General features: G+C 32.7%; 30 protein-coding genes and 1 tRNA gene. All 31 read right to left on the bottom strand.

Features of this window, described 5'->3' with window-relative positions:
* Window positions 1-64: 64 nt before the first annotated feature.
* Entirely contained in the window at window positions 65-685 is a 621-nt protein-coding gene (locus ACCQ40_RS04905; protein ID WP_410032860.1) for a phage tail tape measure protein, read from the bottom strand.
* A gap of 94 nt (window positions 686-779) precedes the next feature.
* Window positions 780-1,409: a Gp15 family bacteriophage protein gene (locus tag ACCQ40_RS04900; RefSeq protein ID WP_410032859.1), complete on the bottom strand. Its 630-nt coding sequence runs from the start codon at window positions 1,407-1,409 to the stop codon at window positions 780-782.
* Window positions 1,384-1,821: a hypothetical protein gene (locus tag ACCQ40_RS04895; protein ID WP_410032858.1), complete on the bottom strand. Its 438-nt coding sequence runs from the start codon at window positions 1,819-1,821 to the stop codon at window positions 1,384-1,386. Before ACCQ40_RS04895 ends, ACCQ40_RS04900 begins: the two co-directional genes overlap by 26 nt.
* Before the next feature lie 148 nt (window positions 1,822-1,969).
* The gene (locus ACCQ40_RS04890; protein WP_410032857.1) at window positions 1,970-2,596 is read right to left on the bottom strand and encodes a hypothetical protein; all 627 of its coding nucleotides are present in this window, start codon (window positions 2,594-2,596) and stop codon (window positions 1,970-1,972) included.
* Window positions 2,596-3,024 carry a hypothetical protein gene (locus ACCQ40_RS04885; protein ID WP_410032856.1) on the bottom strand — a complete coding sequence of 143 codons (429 nt, stop codon included), beginning with the start codon at window positions 3,022-3,024 and terminating at the stop codon, window positions 2,596-2,598. The genes ACCQ40_RS04890 and ACCQ40_RS04885 overlap by 1 nt, the downstream gene beginning before the upstream one ends.
* Window positions 3,021-3,371, bottom strand: coding sequence for a hypothetical protein (locus ACCQ40_RS04880; protein WP_410032855.1), 351 nt, complete (start codon window positions 3,369-3,371; stop codon window positions 3,021-3,023). Before ACCQ40_RS04880 ends, ACCQ40_RS04885 begins: the two co-directional genes overlap by 4 nt.
* Window positions 3,371-3,691 (bottom strand): hypothetical protein, encoded by a 321-nt coding sequence (locus ACCQ40_RS04875; protein ID WP_410032853.1) that lies wholly within the window; start codon window positions 3,689-3,691, stop codon window positions 3,371-3,373. The genes ACCQ40_RS04880 and ACCQ40_RS04875 overlap by 1 nt, the downstream gene beginning before the upstream one ends.
* Window positions 3,692-3,720: 29 nt before the next feature.
* On the bottom strand, window positions 3,721-4,131 hold the full coding sequence (locus tag ACCQ40_RS04870) for a head-tail connector protein (protein ID WP_410032852.1): 411 nt from the start codon (window positions 4,129-4,131) through the stop codon (window positions 3,721-3,723).
* A 20-nt stretch (window positions 4,132-4,151) separates the two neighbouring features.
* Window positions 4,152-5,240 carry a phage coat protein gene (locus ACCQ40_RS04865; RefSeq protein WP_410032851.1) on the bottom strand — a complete coding sequence of 363 codons (1,089 nt, stop codon included), beginning with the start codon at window positions 5,238-5,240 and terminating at the stop codon, window positions 4,152-4,154.
* Between the two features lie 9 nt (window positions 5,241-5,249).
* A complete protein-coding gene (locus tag ACCQ40_RS04860) occupies window positions 5,250-5,819 on the bottom strand; it encodes a phage scaffolding protein (RefSeq protein ID WP_410032850.1) in 570 nt (189 codons plus the stop codon).
* A gap of 84 nt (window positions 5,820-5,903) precedes the next feature.
* A tRNA-Trp gene (locus ACCQ40_RS04855) sits at window positions 5,904-5,979 on the bottom strand.
* A gap of 45 nt (window positions 5,980-6,024) precedes the next feature.
* Entirely contained in the window at window positions 6,025-6,597 is a 573-nt protein-coding gene (locus ACCQ40_RS04850; protein WP_410032849.1) for a WDGH domain-containing protein, read from the bottom strand.
* A gap of 15 nt (window positions 6,598-6,612) precedes the next feature.
* Entirely contained in the window at window positions 6,613-7,755 is a 1,143-nt protein-coding gene (locus ACCQ40_RS04845) for a phage minor capsid protein (protein WP_410032848.1), read from the bottom strand.
* Window positions 7,755-9,131, bottom strand: coding sequence for a phage portal protein (locus tag ACCQ40_RS04840; protein ID WP_410032847.1), 1,377 nt, complete (start codon window positions 9,129-9,131; stop codon window positions 7,755-7,757). Before ACCQ40_RS04840 ends, ACCQ40_RS04845 begins: the two co-directional genes overlap by 1 nt.
* 18 nt (window positions 9,132-9,149) lie before the next feature.
* Complete coding sequence (locus ACCQ40_RS04835) at window positions 9,150-10,448, bottom strand: PBSX family phage terminase large subunit (protein ID WP_410032846.1); 1,299 nt, start codon at window positions 10,446-10,448, stop codon at window positions 9,150-9,152.
* Window positions 10,438-10,956 carry a hypothetical protein gene (locus ACCQ40_RS04830; protein WP_410032845.1) on the bottom strand — a complete coding sequence of 173 codons (519 nt, stop codon included), beginning with the start codon at window positions 10,954-10,956 and terminating at the stop codon, window positions 10,438-10,440. The genes ACCQ40_RS04835 and ACCQ40_RS04830 overlap by 11 nt, the downstream gene beginning before the upstream one ends.
* 104 nt (window positions 10,957-11,060) lie before the next feature.
* Complete coding sequence (locus tag ACCQ40_RS04825; RefSeq protein WP_410032844.1) at window positions 11,061-11,246, bottom strand: hypothetical protein; 186 nt, start codon at window positions 11,244-11,246, stop codon at window positions 11,061-11,063.
* 415 nt (window positions 11,247-11,661) lie between these two features.
* Entirely contained in the window at window positions 11,662-12,369 is a 708-nt protein-coding gene (locus ACCQ40_RS04820) for a Mom family adenine methylcarbamoylation protein (protein WP_410032843.1), read from the bottom strand.
* Window positions 12,345-12,950, bottom strand: coding sequence for a ParB N-terminal domain-containing protein (locus ACCQ40_RS04815; RefSeq protein ID WP_410032842.1), 606 nt, complete (start codon window positions 12,948-12,950; stop codon window positions 12,345-12,347). Before ACCQ40_RS04815 ends, ACCQ40_RS04820 begins: the two co-directional genes overlap by 25 nt.
* Window positions 12,951-13,210: 260 nt before the next feature.
* Window positions 13,211-13,702: a hypothetical protein gene (locus tag ACCQ40_RS04810; RefSeq protein ID WP_410032841.1), complete on the bottom strand. Its 492-nt coding sequence runs from the start codon at window positions 13,700-13,702 to the stop codon at window positions 13,211-13,213.
* 30 nt (window positions 13,703-13,732) lie between these two features.
* Complete coding sequence (locus ACCQ40_RS04805) at window positions 13,733-14,104, bottom strand: RusA family crossover junction endodeoxyribonuclease (RefSeq protein WP_410032840.1); 372 nt, start codon at window positions 14,102-14,104, stop codon at window positions 13,733-13,735.
* Window positions 14,105-14,112: 8 nt separating this feature from the next.
* On the bottom strand, window positions 14,113-14,553 hold the full coding sequence (locus ACCQ40_RS04800; RefSeq protein ID WP_410032839.1) for a single-stranded DNA-binding protein: 441 nt from the start codon (window positions 14,551-14,553) through the stop codon (window positions 14,113-14,115).
* The gene (locus ACCQ40_RS04795) at window positions 14,550-14,732 is read right to left on the bottom strand and encodes a hypothetical protein (RefSeq protein WP_410032838.1); all 183 of its coding nucleotides are present in this window, start codon (window positions 14,730-14,732) and stop codon (window positions 14,550-14,552) included. The genes ACCQ40_RS04800 and ACCQ40_RS04795 overlap by 4 nt, the downstream gene beginning before the upstream one ends.
* The gene (locus ACCQ40_RS04790; RefSeq protein WP_410032837.1) at window positions 14,722-15,231 is read right to left on the bottom strand and encodes a MazG-like family protein; all 510 of its coding nucleotides are present in this window, start codon (window positions 15,229-15,231) and stop codon (window positions 14,722-14,724) included. Before ACCQ40_RS04790 ends, ACCQ40_RS04795 begins: the two co-directional genes overlap by 11 nt.
* On the bottom strand, window positions 15,221-15,709 hold the full coding sequence (locus tag ACCQ40_RS04785) for a hypothetical protein (protein ID WP_410032836.1): 489 nt from the start codon (window positions 15,707-15,709) through the stop codon (window positions 15,221-15,223). Before ACCQ40_RS04785 ends, ACCQ40_RS04790 begins: the two co-directional genes overlap by 11 nt.
* Window positions 15,706-15,828, bottom strand: a complete 123-nt coding sequence (locus ACCQ40_RS04780) for a hypothetical protein (protein WP_410032835.1) — start codon at window positions 15,826-15,828, stop codon at window positions 15,706-15,708. Before ACCQ40_RS04780 ends, ACCQ40_RS04785 begins: the two co-directional genes overlap by 4 nt.
* A gap of 10 nt (window positions 15,829-15,838) precedes the next feature.
* Complete coding sequence (locus ACCQ40_RS04775; RefSeq protein ID WP_410032834.1) at window positions 15,839-16,003, bottom strand: hypothetical protein; 165 nt, start codon at window positions 16,001-16,003, stop codon at window positions 15,839-15,841.
* On the bottom strand, window positions 16,000-16,188 hold the full coding sequence (locus tag ACCQ40_RS04770; RefSeq protein ID WP_410032833.1) for a hypothetical protein: 189 nt from the start codon (window positions 16,186-16,188) through the stop codon (window positions 16,000-16,002). The genes ACCQ40_RS04775 and ACCQ40_RS04770 overlap by 4 nt, the downstream gene beginning before the upstream one ends.
* A gap of 9 nt (window positions 16,189-16,197) precedes the next feature.
* Window positions 16,198-16,614: a DUF7448 domain-containing protein gene (locus ACCQ40_RS04765; protein WP_410032832.1), complete on the bottom strand. Its 417-nt coding sequence runs from the start codon at window positions 16,612-16,614 to the stop codon at window positions 16,198-16,200.
* Window positions 16,614-17,072 (bottom strand): hypothetical protein, encoded by a 459-nt coding sequence (locus tag ACCQ40_RS04760; protein WP_410032831.1) that lies wholly within the window; start codon window positions 17,070-17,072, stop codon window positions 16,614-16,616. The genes ACCQ40_RS04765 and ACCQ40_RS04760 overlap by 1 nt, the downstream gene beginning before the upstream one ends.
* Window positions 17,069-17,458, bottom strand: a complete 390-nt coding sequence (locus ACCQ40_RS04755; protein WP_410032830.1) for a nucleotide modification associated domain-containing protein — start codon at window positions 17,456-17,458, stop codon at window positions 17,069-17,071. The genes ACCQ40_RS04760 and ACCQ40_RS04755 overlap by 4 nt, the downstream gene beginning before the upstream one ends.
* Window positions 17,459-17,572: the final 114 nt, after the last annotated feature.

Genomic DNA, 17,572 nt, shown 5'->3' with positions numbered 1-17,572 from the left:
GATTAGCTTATTATATAATATAACTTAGCCTTCCCCGAATTCAAAAGGTGTCTATGCCTATTAATTACTTAATAGGGAGCCCACTCGAGCTCTTTATTCCAGCATTTGCCATTAATCCCAACGCTAAAGCAGTATCTTCTGCCGAATATCCTAATGCGCCAGCAATTGGAGCTGCGTATTTAAAAGATTCTCCCAGCATTGATACATTAGTATTGGCATTAGAGGAAGCCGATGCTAAAATATCAACAAAGCTTCCAGTATCCTCAGCCTTTAATCCAAAGGCGGTTAATGAATCTGTAACAATATCAGATACGAGCCCTAAATCCTCACCAGAGGCAGCTGCTAAGTTCATAATTCCAGGCAATCCTGCAATCATTTGCTCAGATTTCCAGCCTGCCATGGCCATATATTTTAAGGCTTCTGCCGATTGGGTAGCACTAAATTTTGTAGTAGCCCCCATTTCTTTCGCTTTACTTCTTAAGGCTTCTAAGTCTTGACCACTAGCACCCGATATAGCCTGTACCTCACTCATACCAGCATCAAAATCGGCTCCAGCTTTCAAACTATAAGCACCAAATGCACCTAATCCTGCAGTCATTGCCTTAGCACCAGTAACAACCGCATTTTTTGTAACATTAGCTACACTTGATATTCCACTCCCCACAGATTTGGCCTTACCCGCCAAACCCTGGACGCCTTTATCAAATCCTGAGGTGTTAAGTCCGGTTTCAAAGACTAATTTTCCGTCACTCGCCATTATTTCACCTCACTTTCTTTAATTAATCTTTCATACTTGCAAACATAGACCTTGCGAATGAAAGCTCTTTCTCTTCCTCGCTTCTAGTATCTGGCAAGCCGTATATTTTTTTCATATTTCGATAAAATTTCTTCTCCTCTTTGCTCATTTTTGAAGATATAACAACCGACCTATAACCTAAGATTTTAGAAAATAAGGTATCATCACTTAACGCATCAAACATTGCCTTAAATTTCCACCAATGCAAATCAACGCTAAATAAATCAACGCCATAACATTGCATAAATGCTGAATAGATATAACCCCAATCGTGGATAAAAGAATATACTACCTTGGATTTACGTTTTACCACCGTCTCCTCACTATCTTCTTCTTGCTTTTCTACATCTTTATCTTCATATGTTCCGATTGTAAAAAACCATAAAATCTGATTAATAGCGATGTCAATTTCAATGTAATTTAAAATATCTAATCCATCTTTAAAGCATAATTCTATTATTTTGATTATTAATTCTTCGGGCTTATTCTCCTCATTCATCATCGTTTCTTCATAATTAATCCAATTTCTAAAATCCGTATTAAATTCTAAAAAATAATCGTATAACTGAACACCCTTAGGCAATCCATTAGTTAGGTAATTGGTTTTGTCCATTTATAAGTCTTTGGATTTGCTCGATTGTCAAACCGTTTTGTACTGCCTGCTTATCTTGGGCAATTACAGTATCAAGCTTATATTCTTCATCAATCTCTTTATTTTTCTTTTCAACTTCTGTAATAATATAAAATCCAATATCAATCAGATCACTTATTAAAAGCTCATCATTTTCAAAAATAACCTTTTGAATTTCTTTCATTGCCCCCTGACCTAACATTTCGTCATAGGCCTTTATTAAATATTTCTTCTGCTCTTCTTCGCTATTATCAGAATTTTCTAAATCTTTTCCGATTTTTGTTAATCTATCTCCTAAACTTGGAGAATATTCCACTTCATAAACTAATTTCTCATCATTTGCGCCTAAAAACTCCAACTTAACTGCTTTTCTTGATTTTCTTCTAAATGCCATTGTTACATCTCCTTAAATTTTTTAATTTTTACAACTATTCGGAAATTCCGAACACTTTAACTATATAAAGTTATATCTAAGATAATTTAATTAATAAAAAAAGCGGGGAAGATATAAAATCCGCCCCGCCTATGTTTTTTTATTCTCTTTAAACTGTTTCTTCTTCCGTTTCAGTACCTGCATCAGCCTCAGTATTTAAATCTGTACCAATATCAGTTACATCATCACTTCCAGAAGCATTTGGTCTATTATCTTCTAGTACTTCACTTTCTGTAAATTTGATTGTTAACCATTCAGAATCTCCTTCTTCAAGCTCCGCATATCCTTTAATAATTGGACCATTTGCATTAAATGTTCCTGAATAGTTATAAGCATCTGTACCGTCCGCCTCAGTATCTGGGTTAATTGTGTAATTTCTTTTTTTACACGCAAATTTACCCTCTTCTATTTCATTAGCAAAATCTACTACATAAATATTATTTGTAGCATCATCAGCTAGCAATTCATCATCAAAAACTGTTTGAATTCTATCGTGTACTGGATTATCTTTATATCTATCTAAGGTAAAATCGATTGTTGATGTAACCCCAGTAGTCGCAGTTCTTTCAGATTTTTCATCTACATATTTTCTTGAATATTCTTCAGTTTCTTTTGATGTTGGTAAATCGGTAAAACCTTTCATTCTATAAATTTTTCCGTCAACCTCCATAAAAGAAACGACATCAGCTCTAAGTACTAGACCCCTAAATTCTTTTAATGCTTGCACTTTTTCCATTAAACATATACCTCCATATATTTTAAACTCATTTGTATTTGGTAAACGGCATTATCAGTATTATTGCTTGATATATAGCCGTTGTTATTAATTTCCATTTTAATCGGGTATCGGTTACCCTCGATTTCTGGGAAGTTTTTATTTTTATTCTGCAATTGCACCCATTCGATTAGATTGTCAAAGAATGCACTATTCTCTAATTGTGTAATTAAATCTCCACTCATAGGACTACGAATTGCAAAAATAAAGTTGAATTGTTTCAATTCATCACCGTCAACATATTTTTTTAATACTGGCACAGTAGGCTCAGTATATATGCCGTATTCAATATAATCATCTCCCAAAAAATCTATATTTAACCTTGCATCATCTTTTAAATAGGGACAAGTTAAAAAATAGTCCCTAATACTTTCAATTATTGATTTCATTTAACCTTTGCTCCCGCTATACTCGCAGCACCTCGCAATATTGTTTCTCTATGGCTATCTCTCATACGCTCGAACCATCTATTGCCTCTCGTTGGTGCTCCCTGAAATTTTGCAGGCTCATAATACCAACGTTTAGCATATGGCATTTGTTGCACTATCCTGCCACTACCTAAAGTAGTTCCCTTGGTAGCAGCTCCCTCAAGATCTCCCCCATCGTGAGGCGTATAAGGCGCCATTAATCTTAAACATTCGCTATCAATATGCTTTTGTACTTTTCCGCCCTCTTTTAAATCTCTTTTCTTTATAATTTCCTCAGGGCTATATTCAAAATCTTTAAAAAATATCATTATTTACCCCTAACAACCGTATGTCTCATACTAGGACTACCAAAATCAAAAACATCGCTAGAGGTAACCATATAAGCATCGTAATGCTCTTGGTATTCCCTTAGCGATTTCATTTCTTTTACTGCCCCTTGATTAGGATTTCTTATAATAATATCCTCAACATCGATAGTATTTAAGACCTCGGGTATATAGACCGTTACCGCATCTACATCTCCCCTATCTCTACTTGAAACATTTACATTTATACCTTTAGTTTCTTCAAAATGCGCTGGATACGTGCCATATATATAATAGGTATTTACACGATTTTCCTTTTTCATTTTGATTAATGTAACATAAGTATCCGTAATCATTTGATACCTCTATACATCAATCCCGTATGACCTAAATATTCTTTAATTATCCTATTTATTTTATTTTCTATAATATAATCTTTTTTATCCTGCGTCATATCCTGATAGCTATTACCGATTGCGTATTCAATCTTATATTGTCCCACGCTCTCCGATTTTATAGCCTTTGATATATTTGTATCATCTTCGCATTTTGTTTCATTTAAAAGGCCATTGCGTGCCAATTCAAGCATAACGGATAACATAATCTCGTTAAAATAATAAACGTGCATTTCATCTTTATAATTAAAGCGATTAAAGGTTAAATATTTTATTCTGCGCTTTACAATACGCTCTATATAATTAAATTCAGATTCAGGGATATTCTCCCCAAAACCCTCCGCAATATATTCTTCATAGGTTATCATTTAAAACCTACTTTCTTTTTTTACGCTCCCGCGCCCTCTACATTAACATTTTCGGCATTGATTTCTACATCAGCACCTGTAAGATCACCTACTCCAGTAATAACCCTAGCAATTGGTATTTGTGAAAGTGGGAAAGTATTACCGTCAACATCAGATACAACTTCCCAATTCTCCCCTTTTGCTAATTCAGAATCAATTGGAGAAAGGCTAGCCATTGAATTTTCAGTAAAACTAATACCTCTAGGGGCAAAGCACCATCTATCTCTAGTGTATAGAGTATCCTCACCACCATTTCTAGCAGGATTTCTATCAGTTTCATAAGGTACTTTTGCACCAGCATCAGTATATTCAAACGCACCCTTACCTAGAATGTAAGATGTATATTTATCTCCATTTACAGGCAATGAATCATCAATAATTATTGGCCTACCATTTAGATTTGCAAGCGCCATTGGTCTTTCTATACCTCTAGCATCGGTATATTTTGCATATTGGATTAATTGTAAATTTTCTAATTGTGTAGCAACCGCACTATTCATAATCGCAGCCGCAAAGTTTCCTTTATGCGCTTTGAAAGCCTTTTGTAACGCATTATTTAATGTTACTTGACCAAAAACATTATCTTCATAAGTATGTGACTCCACAAACTTTTTATCCTTAGCCTTTGACATCTTGAAAATACCCTCAAGAATAGCTAATAATGAATCCTGTTTTAAATCAGCCCACCAATCAAGTATTTGATTTGCCACTGATCTCATTGGGTCATGACCACCTGTAATATCAAATGCAAAATCTTTTTCAGTCCAACCGTGCGCTCTACCAATTACAACTCTTTTTTGATACATAGTAGTAGTTGAATCTGCCTTTATATCCGTTTGGCCATCGTAATTATCAGCATCTCCAGTTAATAATCCACTAATTGGAGTAACTATAATATTTCCGCCCACTTGGTCTTGCATTCTAGCCTTTAAATCATCTCTTTTTACAATAGCATCTGAATTTAAAAGCTCATTTGTTCTTTCTCTCTCAATAATATCTACATATTGTTCAAAAACTGCAGGATTAAATACAGTTTTATCAAAAATTCCTACTTTATTTGTTTCTGCCATTTAATACTCCTATAAAAGTCCTTTCTTATTGGCCTCTAGCATTTCAAAATATGTCATTTCGCTAACATCTTTCTTATCTGTAATGCTATTGCCTTTCGCGATTGATTGTTTCGCTTCCTGCTCCTCGCTTTTAAATAGGTAGCTATCACTTTCTTTTAAGTTGTTTATTTGGTTTTCTAAATCGCTATCAATATTTTTAGATTGTTTTAAAGCTTCATAATCTAATAAGGCTCTAGTAGCTTTTGTATTTTTAGCCCCAGCCTTAATCAATCCCAAATCGACCGCGTGCGATAAACTCATATCCTCGATTTCTCTTTGTCTTTTGTTTTCGGATTCTTCAAATTTATTTTGATAATCTTCCGCCGTTTTTCTAATCGAGTCTATATCCAAGTCTTTAAATTCTTTTATTTGATTATTTGCGGTTTCAATTTGATTTCTTAATGCTTTATTCTCCGCCTGCTCAGCCTCTAAAGCTTGCTTAATAGCATTTGATTGTTCAACCTCTAAACCTCTTAATTTAAATACTCCTGATATTTGCTCATCTGATAGACCTAATTCTTTAAGCTCTTCTGTCTTCATTGATTACTCCTTACCTAAGCGTTTTAAGTCGTTGCTATGACTTTAGTAACTTTCATTTTTTGCTATTTTAGGTCTGCCGACCCATGGCGGGTTGATTAGGATTTGAACCTAAATTAACGGTTTTGGAGACCGTTCTTCTGCCTAATTGAATTATCAACCCATAAAAAAAGTGGCGTTTGCTTTTATCTGCAATTACCACTATATATTACTTATATTCTTCTAAATTTTTTGTTATATCTTTAGGGTTTAGGATAACTTTATATCCGTCTTTTACTATAATTGGATAGTTGCTATTGTCCTCAATACTAACTATTAACTCATTACTTTCATTTACCACTAAAAATTTACAATAATTATCTAATGCTAATACTTTATCCCCATATAAATTATCTTTATCTAGGATACTAAACAATCTATCAATATCTTTAGGTTTATTTCCGTCCCATTCGGGTGCATACTGCAACTCTTTAACATCAAACTTATCCCAATAATCTAAATGATAATGATAAGTGTATTGCCCTGCTGGTGTTTTTATACCGCATATAAAACTATCATCATCAAACATTGTCCCGTCGTGATGCTTTTTTGCTTTCCACGATATATCTTTATTCTGATTCAGGATTATAGCAAATAATATCATTCTATGATAATATAATTCATCAAACGTATGCCAACCATCGGATATATTTTTTCTTGATACACCTTTAGCCTTTAATTCTTCTATTTCTATATTGATAGCTTTTATCTTTTCTTCATCACTTAAAATATGTAAGTCCATACTTTTTTTCCTCCCTTACTGATATACATACATACTCCCGTATCTAGGTTTTAAATCTGCTACATCTATAAAGTCCCTATATTTATTATATTGTTGCTTCATCATAGATTTATTAACTAGTAGTGCATCATCATCTCCCATCTCTTTATACATAATCGAACGTTTTTTATATTTCCTTATTCCTCGCTCCATTTGTCTTGCTTTCTGTGTAGCCTGATACTGCGTATAGGTTTCGCCCTCATACTCGAATGGTGGCGGGTCAATTTCCTCAAGTTCCTCATCTGAGTAAGACCTTTCTGATATTCCCTCGAAGAATGGATACCAGTCGTGCCTACAATTCGCTCCCTTAAATCCAGTAACTTCACCATATTCTATGTCCTCTAATGATAAATATTTCGAATTCTTTCCCGATAAACTAACAATTTTACCTTGCCATACCGAATGACTAGGCCTAGCACCCGAATGCGCCGTCAATTCCATTAAGTCCTGCCCCATATCCTCGGCATTCATCAATGATATTTTGCCCGTCATTTGCGATACGGCGGTACGGACTAACATTCTACTAGCACTTTCTAAACTATAATTACGACCACTTTGATTATAATTAATAGCCCTAATGCCACTATCACCTAAATTATTAATTAATTTACGTGTAGCCGTTTCTCTATCAAACGCACCCGAGCCAACCATTAATATCGATTTATTTAATTGTTTTTTATAAAAATCATTTAGCTTAAAACTTTTTCCGTCATAGGCTAATCCAATAGAATTTGTAAGTATTTTATTATTATTTAGTAATTCCGTCCTGATCTGTCGCGTAATTTTATGAGCTCTATCGTTTTTTGTATAATCTATTAAGTTTTTATTCGCTCTCTCATAAGCTTTTTTCTCATTGGCATAATGTTTGATGCCCGATTCATTTAAAACATTTTCTAATTCGTTTTCTATATCATTTAAATAGGGCTCAAGCTTTTCCTCTAGCTTTTCATAAGAATAACCATTCTCGATTAGCACTTCCATTTGGCGCTCTGCAGTAGCCGTTACTTTATTTTCTTTTCTAATTCTTCGAGCTATATCTTTTAAGATTTCATCCTCAACATCTTCATATAGATTTATTACATTGCTAGCTACCGTTGATAAATACTTAGGAGTAAGCATTACTCTTCCTCAGCTATATCATCAAAGCTTTCATTAAATCTAGGCATCATATCCTCGATTTTTTCTCCCGTAGCCCCATAGCGCCATTTTAAATAAGACTCAGCGCTTGTAATTCCAGATGCAACTTCTTGCAACCTGATTTTTTGTTCTTCGGTAGTATCTACAACTAGGCTATCATCAAAATCAAACGATACGCCCCATTCTTTTGATACTGGCAATTTTAATTTTATTAACCAATATTCGATAATCTCAGCAAATTCTTCTAATGCATCTTGCAATTCATTTTGTATATCAATCACGGTACTATATGACCTTTGCTGACTCATCTTTATTTCCGTCGCCGTTTTTGCCGAGTATTCCGTTTCCGATATAGTCCCATAGGCTAGACCGCACGCAAATTCAATTTTTCTTAATATATTATTTAATCCATTTAAAATTGATTGGTCTCTAATTGTAGGACTAAAAACATTGTAAAAACTATCATTATTTCCACCTAAGTCTAAACCTAAATTTCTAAATAGTCTTTCTTTTCCTACAGGTATTTCACCGCTTTTTTTAAATACGGTTATATCAGCATCGATTGCTAATTCCGAGCCTTTAAATTCCCACATCAATCTTTGGTATTGTTCATCAGCATCTTGAATTAATGATAAGGCGCGGGCAAAGCAACTAATGCCCTCAAAATTATTTAAATCTAAATTGTTAGCCTGCGGATTTTTAAAATATGCAAATAGAGGTTTGTTTCTATCATCAAGCTTAATACTAGGCTCAATATTTTCCCATTCGCTAATTACACCTAAATTTGTTTTATCTCCTAATTCCTCGGCTCTATCCGATATATAGGCGGTATTATTGATTACATACACATCATTTATTAAATGCTCCTCTAATCTAGTAAAAAATACTGGATTACCTTTTCTATCCTGTTTCTTTATCCTATCTATAAATACCGCATGATTAACCGCTCCGAAGCTAGTAAATCCTAATATAATAAACTGATCAGCAGGTACTATATCTATTTCTATTTTTTTACTTTCAAAACTTTCTACATATGGTTTTACAATAATGCCGCCTAGCGCTAATCCATGCTCGGTAAATTTTCTTATATGCTTTAAAAATGCTTGGTAATATCCATTTATAATATCATCATCTACACTACTTTTTAATTCCATTACCGTAAGCCTAGCTAATTCACTAGGTATGCCAGCGCATAAATTTAATGATTGAATTTCATCTATGTTATTTCTATCAGATGTATTATATTTATCCTGTAGCCAGTAACTATTGCCGTTATAGCAATTTAGCCATACATTTACATTATTATCTACGGTGTAGGATTCTACACCTAAAGCTTTTGTTATATCATTATTTAGCATTTATTTAAGTTTCCTTTCCTACACTTTCATAAGTAAATTAATATGATTTTCAATCGAATACTCAAATGCATCGAGGGTATCTATATCAGATGTCCCATTATCAAGCCTTACATCTTCGATTTTATCATCTTCATATACCGCAAGGCATAAAGCCTCGACTAATGTATTACAATCCTTAGTATAAAAAAAACGATTAGTAGCTATTAAGCTATTAACTAATCGTATTCTGTCATTAATTTTGTTTTTTATAGAATTTTTAATTTTTATATTATAATCTTCATCTAGTAAAGCCTTCTGCATTCCCTTAATCAATACCTGCTCCGCACTATCAGCATATATTACCGATACCTCCCCATAATTTATATGGATTTCTCGTATAAAATCTATTAACTGATTATTTAGAGTTGTAGGCTTATCAGGCTCATATAATGCCGATTTCAAAACTATTACTTCATTATCCGCCGTAAATCCAGAAGCTACCATTGCGTGCTTAGACCCATTACCTCCAAAGTCTATGCCGATTTGAATTAACTGTAATCCCGTAATCCTATTGGTATTTAAATACTTTTCAGGATTATCTGCAAATTGCTTATATACTAATCCCTCAGCTACTACCCTAAGACCTAATATATCGCGTTTATACCAAACACTATCAGGGTCGTATTGCAACTCTATTTCTTCAATACGTTGCGCCGATAATGTAGCATTATCTCTAATTGTAAAATGCTCATAATTTACACCACCAATTGCATTATCTAATCCTCTATATTTTTCAATATAGTCTGTATATATAAAATGATTTGGATTGCTAGGGTTTAAATCCCAAAAGAATTTACGCTTTTTACTAGCAGCAGTACGGTTAAAACACTCTTTTATACTATCTTTATGATGTAAATTTATTTCTGTAGCAATCCACATCCCATAAGAGTTACCCCTGATTGATTTGTAACTATCAGCCTTTGAAGTACCCGCAAATATAACTACCCTCGTTTTATATTTGGTACTTTTACCTTTAATTATTAATGCTTCATTGCCTTTGTGTTTACCCCACCTGCATTGACCACGGAAAATATATTCTAATCCATATCCATTTGCATCTCCAATATTTAATTTAGCATTGGCCACCGTTGACCCTGTAGCTAAATGCATTCTGTCCTCTGTGGTCTTTAATTCATATGCAAATGCAAATATATTGTCTACAGTTTTTCCTGCCCTCACAGCCCCCTCAGCGATGTTATAGGCGCTATTACTAGCATTACGTATATAATATTTATGCTTATCAGAAAATTTAAAATCTATAGTCTTTTTACTCTTCATCTATACCACCATAGATTTCCTCCTCGATCTCGGATAAATCCTCAATCTCTTCAGCTATACCTTTTATTTTATCAATCTCCGCTTGTAATTTAGCAATTTGCACCTCACGTTTTTTGATTTCCAATGATTGGTATGCCTCCCTGCTAATTCGAGCTTCTTCCCTATCTTCCAAATCTTTTCTAGCACCTAAAAATAATTGTGTATTTGCAGTGCGTATTCCATTTATTTGCATATCTTGATAAGAAAGTTTCATCGCATTATATGTCATTTTTTGACTTTCTGCAGGGTCATATATAAAATGTTCTTCAAATTCAGCTCTTTTAATTTCCCTAAGTTCTTCAATTCTTTTACTTACTTCTGATTTCGTTCTTAATTGATATGCTTTAGAGGCTACAGATTGATTTTTCCATTTTTTGGATTTAGGATAAGCGGAACGATATGCATCTGAGTAGCTTTTCCCTTTTATTATCTCTTCAATAAATTTTTCTTGTTGATTGGTAATAGCCACATTAATGCACACCTCCTTTTTTATAACAATTTATAAACTATATATCATCTACATATAATCTATATTAAAGCAAAAAGACGGGTTTTTATTCCCGCCTTAATTTACTATTTATTAATTCTTCTTTGCCTAATCCATTCTTCAATTTGTTTCAAATCTTCTTCGTCTGCCCAATCCCTAATGTAAATTTTAGTACTTGATTTGTATCTAGATTTTTTTACAATCTCAGGATTTTTGGTATTCCGCTTTTTACTAGCTTTAATTTGGGCATCACTAGTTTTATTTTCTGTCATTGTTATTTTTTGTATTGCTATATGCCTTAATAGAAATTACTAAGGCAATTATAGCAATTATCAATGCTATCACTCTAATTATCATTGATTTTTTTAATGAATTTAATATAATATTAGTAACCCCTATTAGGGGGAGGATAATTATTTATCCTCTTTTTTACTAGCCTTATACGCTATAATCGCAGCTGCTAAACTGATTATCGCTGTTATAAGGCTAATTATTTTTTCTATTAAATCCATTACTACCTCCTTTCTGCTCACAGTATACATCATAAAGTATATAAGAGCAAGCATTTGAAGGTCTTTTTTTGTCTATTTTTAGCCGTTTTGGAGCGGTTAGGTCGGACTCGCACCGCCTTTTCTATATTGGATATATAGCGTTTTACTAATAAACTATAACCGCATATAATAGGGACTATCTTTTCTCGCCCCTATACATACCCGCACCCGATTCTTTGATTTTATTAAATGGTATTATAGGTACAGTTAATTTTGCTTTCTTATCAATTAAATAAATATATCTTAATTGGTATCCCTCTAAAACTTTTGCTCCAGCCGCCTCTACATATTTATTAAAATCATATTTCCCATTTGTAACATCATAGAAAGATTTACCGCCTAATTCATCGCGTTTTTGATTAGGATTAGAGGCTAATGTCATTTTATGAATTTTATCTCCGTTTGGTAACTCTGCAATATTCGCATTTAGCTTTATGCCCGTTAATAAAAAATTACTAGCACGATATATAGTCCCATCACCGCACATAGTAGCATCTGCAAATGATAATATCCATTTGATATGCGGAGCATTCTTTTTGATTAATCTTATACTTTGACTAATTGCCCTACTTTCACTATATTTTGGGAGATACTCATCAAACGCCATTCGATTAAGTTCTAGCATTTCAGACCAGCCCGTATTTTCGACTAATCCTAATACCTTAGATTTATCTAAAGGCGGGCCATAACTCATTACCCCATGTAATTTATTATCCATAAATACGCCAAAATGTAATTTTGAATTATTTACAACCTTACCAGAGTAATGATGTTTTTTTATAAAAGGATTGGCAATTTTGCTAGGTATTACCTTTACAATTAAATCTTTTGCGCTTCTGCCCATTCGGTCACCAACTTATATAATTTATTTCCGTTTTTATTGGTATTATCAACTATATCACTATCTTCTAAATCTATTGAATCTAAGGCGGAATCTATAATTGCGTATTGGCTATTTGAAAAAGTAAAATTCATTGTTTTATATAAAGGCTCATCATTATTTTCAAGCTCAAAATCCTCATCAAATTCATCAATTGAAACTTCCTCAAATCCAAAATCTGACATTTCAAAATCTAAATCATCCAGAGATATTTCCTCAAGCTCTAATCCTAAAACGTTATAATCCCATTCGGATAATTCCGCTACCTTATTATCCGCTAATCTAAATGCTCTTATTTTAGCATCGCTCAGATCACTAGCAATTATAACAGGTACTTCTTCTAATCTTAATTTCTTGCTAGCTAATAATCGTGTATGCCCTGCTACTACCTCATTTTTACTATCTATCACAATAGGCTGCTTAAAACCAAAGTTTTTAATTGATGAAGCTACAGCATCGATTGCATTTTCATTATTTCTAGGATTATTTATATATGGTATTAATTCATCTATATTTTTATATACAATATTTACTTTATTATCCATTGATTGCCTTTCTTATTTTACATAAAAATAGCACCCTAAGGTGCTAATAATATTTTGATTATTTAAAAGACAAAAAAAATCCATAACGCCCGCGGTACTCAAATATAAATAGGTGCATAATGGGTGGCGTTATGGACATCAGAGAATTTATTGCCTTTAATCTGACTAGGAAGGAGTTTAGAATGCAATTCTAACTCCTATTCATATTATAGTACTTTCAATTTTTTTTGGTATACTTTTTTGTCCCAAATCTTGTCCCATTATTTAGGGTCTAAATCATTCGGCACTCTTATATATAATTTTTCGTGCAATTCTAATAATGCTCGGTCACTTTTCCTTTGTACCCCCGATTTAGATAGATTATATTTTTGCCCTATACTTCTCATAGTTTCATCATCTAAAATCCATAAATGCTTTATAATATCCCTATCCTCATCATCGGGTAATTCATTCATGGCATTAATTAATGCTCTATTATCTAAATTTATACGCTTCAATTCTTTTTCAAGTTCAAATATATCATCAAAGGCATTGTAGTACCTATCCTCTTTACTAGTACCACCACCCTGTATCAATTCCGTATTACCTAAGCCACTAGATAAATCTATTATCCCGTCTTTAAGTATTTTTATATCCTGCATAATTTCATCTGCAATAATTAAATCATTTTTATAATTTTTTAGCCTCGCTTTTATAGTGGTTAGGCGCTCCCACTTTTTATTCTTATCACGTTGATACTTATACCTATTCATCTCGCCCCTTTCTATGTAAGATGTTTTGCATTAGTTCTTCATTTCTTCAATTTTTATTTCAACCCTAGGATTTTCTTTATCATAAAAAACACGTGATCCGTCATGCGAAACTACAATTTTGCTATTATCATCTTTCAGCACTCCCGCCTCTACTAATATATCATTTGTAGCATTTAATAAATTTGTTAAATCCACTTTATGGCGGGTGGGCATATAGTATAAGCATTTTACATTAACCCTATAATCTATATGCTCCTTATATTTGCCAGTAATTTGTTTTAAACAATCTTTCTCATACGCCACATATTGCTTACTAGGTATCAATTTATGATAATTACCGCATCTAATAATCCTAGATGAATTTTTCTTTGTTATCGGCCTGCCATATAAAGTTAAATTCAAATTACCTCCTAAAATGGTATATTTCCCTTATCCTCAACTTCCTCAAAATCATCATCAAAGAAGCTGTCATTATCAGATATTTTATTTTGATTATTTGAATTATTTCCCGATTTATTACCGCCTAAAAATTCAACATTTTCAGCTATAAAGTATGTTGCAAATATTGTATTTCCATTATCATCTTGATAATTATCAGTTTGTATCCTCCCCGATACAGCGCATTGACTACCCTTATTTAAATATCTACCGCATACATCAGCTCTATTGCCCCACGCCTGTATTCTAATAAAATCTGCAGTAGGCTTATTATTTCTTTCAGCCTCAGCCTTCTTTTCTTTACCTAAATTCTTATCTACCGCTAGGGTAAAATTACAAATCGATGTACCCGATTGCGTTTGCTTTACATCAGGATCTTTTGTTAATCTACCTACTAAATTAAAATAATTCATTTGCCCCTCTTTTCTTCATACTTTCTTTTATATTTTTTATGCTTTAAATCCATATGCTCTTTATATTCAATAGCTTTTTTACTATTTCTAATTTTATTAGATATAGCTTTTTTATCCTCGATGATTTTAGCTATTTCTTTATTTTTCCTCTTTATCCAATCCAATATTTTATATAACATTCAATTCGCTTTCTTTTACGAATGTTCCATTTATCATTTTTCCACGGCGATTAGCGATTTCGTTATAAGCGCTCTCTACACACTCCTCAAATGTAAATCCATAATATTTTGCGGTCATAATCAAAATTTGAATAGTTTCATATAAATAATTCTGAGTATACGTTCCAAATAAAAACAAATCCCAAATCCTATTTGATACATTTGACATATAATAAGTCTTATTATCTTTAATATTTATTTGTTTAACAAAAGCATTTGCGCCCGTATATATTTTTAATAAATCGTGATTTCGATTAATCATATTGCCAATGACTAATGTAACAAATACATCTCCGATACCGTCTTTAATAAGCTCTCTATTTTCCTTACTAATCCCTATTAGTAATTCCGCACCCTCCTCAGCAGTTTTTTGAATTTGTCCAATTACCGTTGCTTTTGTATCTAATTCTCTATCTATTGCCCATTGTTCGATAAGTTTAATTAATTCATTAATTGTCATCTAACACCTCATCTATTTTAAACAATGTATCATCTATCATTCTATGATCTCCCAAACATACCCTTTCAAAATAAACAGATTTGCTTGCATGGATTTTATAATCTCTAAAACATCTTAGTAGGTTTCTACACTCTATATCAGTAAGCTCTAATTGTATCGTATCAGCTTTTAAATCCTTGCTTATTTCTAATCCTAAAGACGGGAGAGTTCCCTCATTTTCAGGAAAATACCTAATTATCCCTATATAAGTTAATTCAAATTTCTCTATATCCTCATCACTTTTTCTATCTTCGTATATTAAAGTATATTTAAAGTCATTTATAATCCCTATTTTTAAATAGGCCTTGTATTTATATTCCGCAGCTTTCATCAGTGCAATGATATTTTTATATAAAGGATTACCTTCACTTAAGTATCCTTCAGGGTGGTCGCCATATTTCTTCCATTGTTTCTTAGTTCCATAGACGTAGTATCTCATTCCTCAAACTCCATATGCTCATATTCTTTAAGAACTTCTTCTGCCCAAGCCTTAGAAACTAAGTAACAAAACAAATTGTAAACTATATAACATATTATAAAAATCACTTCTGTTCTCATCCCTCCACCTCTACAAAAAATAATCTTTTATTTTATCACTGATAAAGCCGCTTATAACATATAACAATATGGCATAGCCAATTGTTATAAATAAATATTTTAATTCTAATTGTGTCATCAATAAAATTGACACTCCAGCTAAATTAAAAGTTTGTAAAATATTAGGTTTACTCATTCCTCCACCTCAATTTCATCGTATAAATTCTGAAATTCCTTTCCACTAATCTTGTATCTATCTCCAGTATTTACATCAACAAATACTAAACTACCATCTTTGTGCACCTCTAAACCAAAATTAAATTCCTTTACAATCCTTGCTATCATCATTGCAGCTAGCGTAGCTATGTCTTTTTTATTCATTCCTCCACCTCAATCCAAAGTCTCCCCGCGACTACCAAGCGGAGCATAATATATATCGTTAATTTTAAAAGCACAAACTGAGTAATAATAATTACCGTTGCCATTGTTTGCCCACATATTAGCTTTACCTATTTGATTGTAATTATGAATAAATACAACCTCACGCTTTGCTTCTGTTTCGCTATACCAATCCTCATCAACTTCTTCTTCAGGCACTCCAAATCTTATATCAGTTATAACAGCTTCTAATGTAATATCTGTAAATTCTCCGCCCGCACTTGCACAACATTCGTATTCTGTCATTTCAATTGTTACAATCGAGCCGTCATCTAGCTTTAAATAGTCTTCCTCCCATTCAATAATTTTTCTTCCAACTAATCTTTCAGCTAATCCGCTATCTGTCTTATATTCTTTCCAAAATCCCATTACTCCACCTTCTCTTCATCAAATTCGTCAAGATTTACATCAAAGTCCATTTTTAACTTTTCTATTTCCGATTTTGTAAATTGGGTTTGTGTATCCGCATCTTCTTTGTAATCATCTAAGAATATAGAGTGTGTTGGTAATAGTGTTAAATCCCAATTCAGGTAATTATCTTGAGTATATTTGTTTAAGTATCTGTGTCTTAAGTAGTACTTCTTCTCTTCCTGACGTCCTTTGATTGGGGTCGATGCGTATGCGAAAGCAAGTTCAAGCAAAGATTTGCGTTTAGTTGCGCCTACAAACATAAACCCAGTCCAGGAACAATCAACCATATATTCACATTTCGAGCCTACCGATGTCACACAATCTCCATCACTGTCCTTTACGTAAATTCCACTGCTATAAATTTCTGCTTCAAACCCCAAATCCTCAACTCTTTCAATAAATTCCTTAGTCTTCATATATTAAGCTTTCTCCCCTCTGTGTATTCTTCATTTAGCTTATATTCCATGCCCTTTCTATTAAGATTTATTAGAGTTTTCTCATAATCAGTTAAAGGGCTAAAAATAAAATCATTAGACTCGCATTCCATTTCTATAACTGTCATAAATGCATAATTTGATAAATCTATAAGGGTATCTTTAATACTTTCATCTTTTACCTTTGCATCTTGTTTAGATAATGTCTTTAATCTTTCTAGCTTATCACTCATACGAATAATAGGAGCGGTCAAACCAAATTCCTTATATGATTTTGAAAAACTATTACCATAATCAGCATTTTTAGCCTTGTACAATTCTAGACTTTCTTCATTCAATTTTTTAAATATTTCGTATCTTTCATTCATCTCTTTTCCTTATTCAATTCATTATTTGTGTATTCAGGACTTAATTTAATTATTATGCCACTAACATTTTGATCACTACGATTAATCCTATATTTTATACACTCCTTATTGCCC

This window comes from Anaerococcus cruorum, assembly GCF_046365495.1.
Taxonomy (GTDB): Bacteria; Bacillota; Clostridia; order Tissierellales; family Peptoniphilaceae; genus Anaerococcus; species Anaerococcus cruorum.
This window is presented reverse-complemented; position numbering and strand designations above follow the sequence as displayed.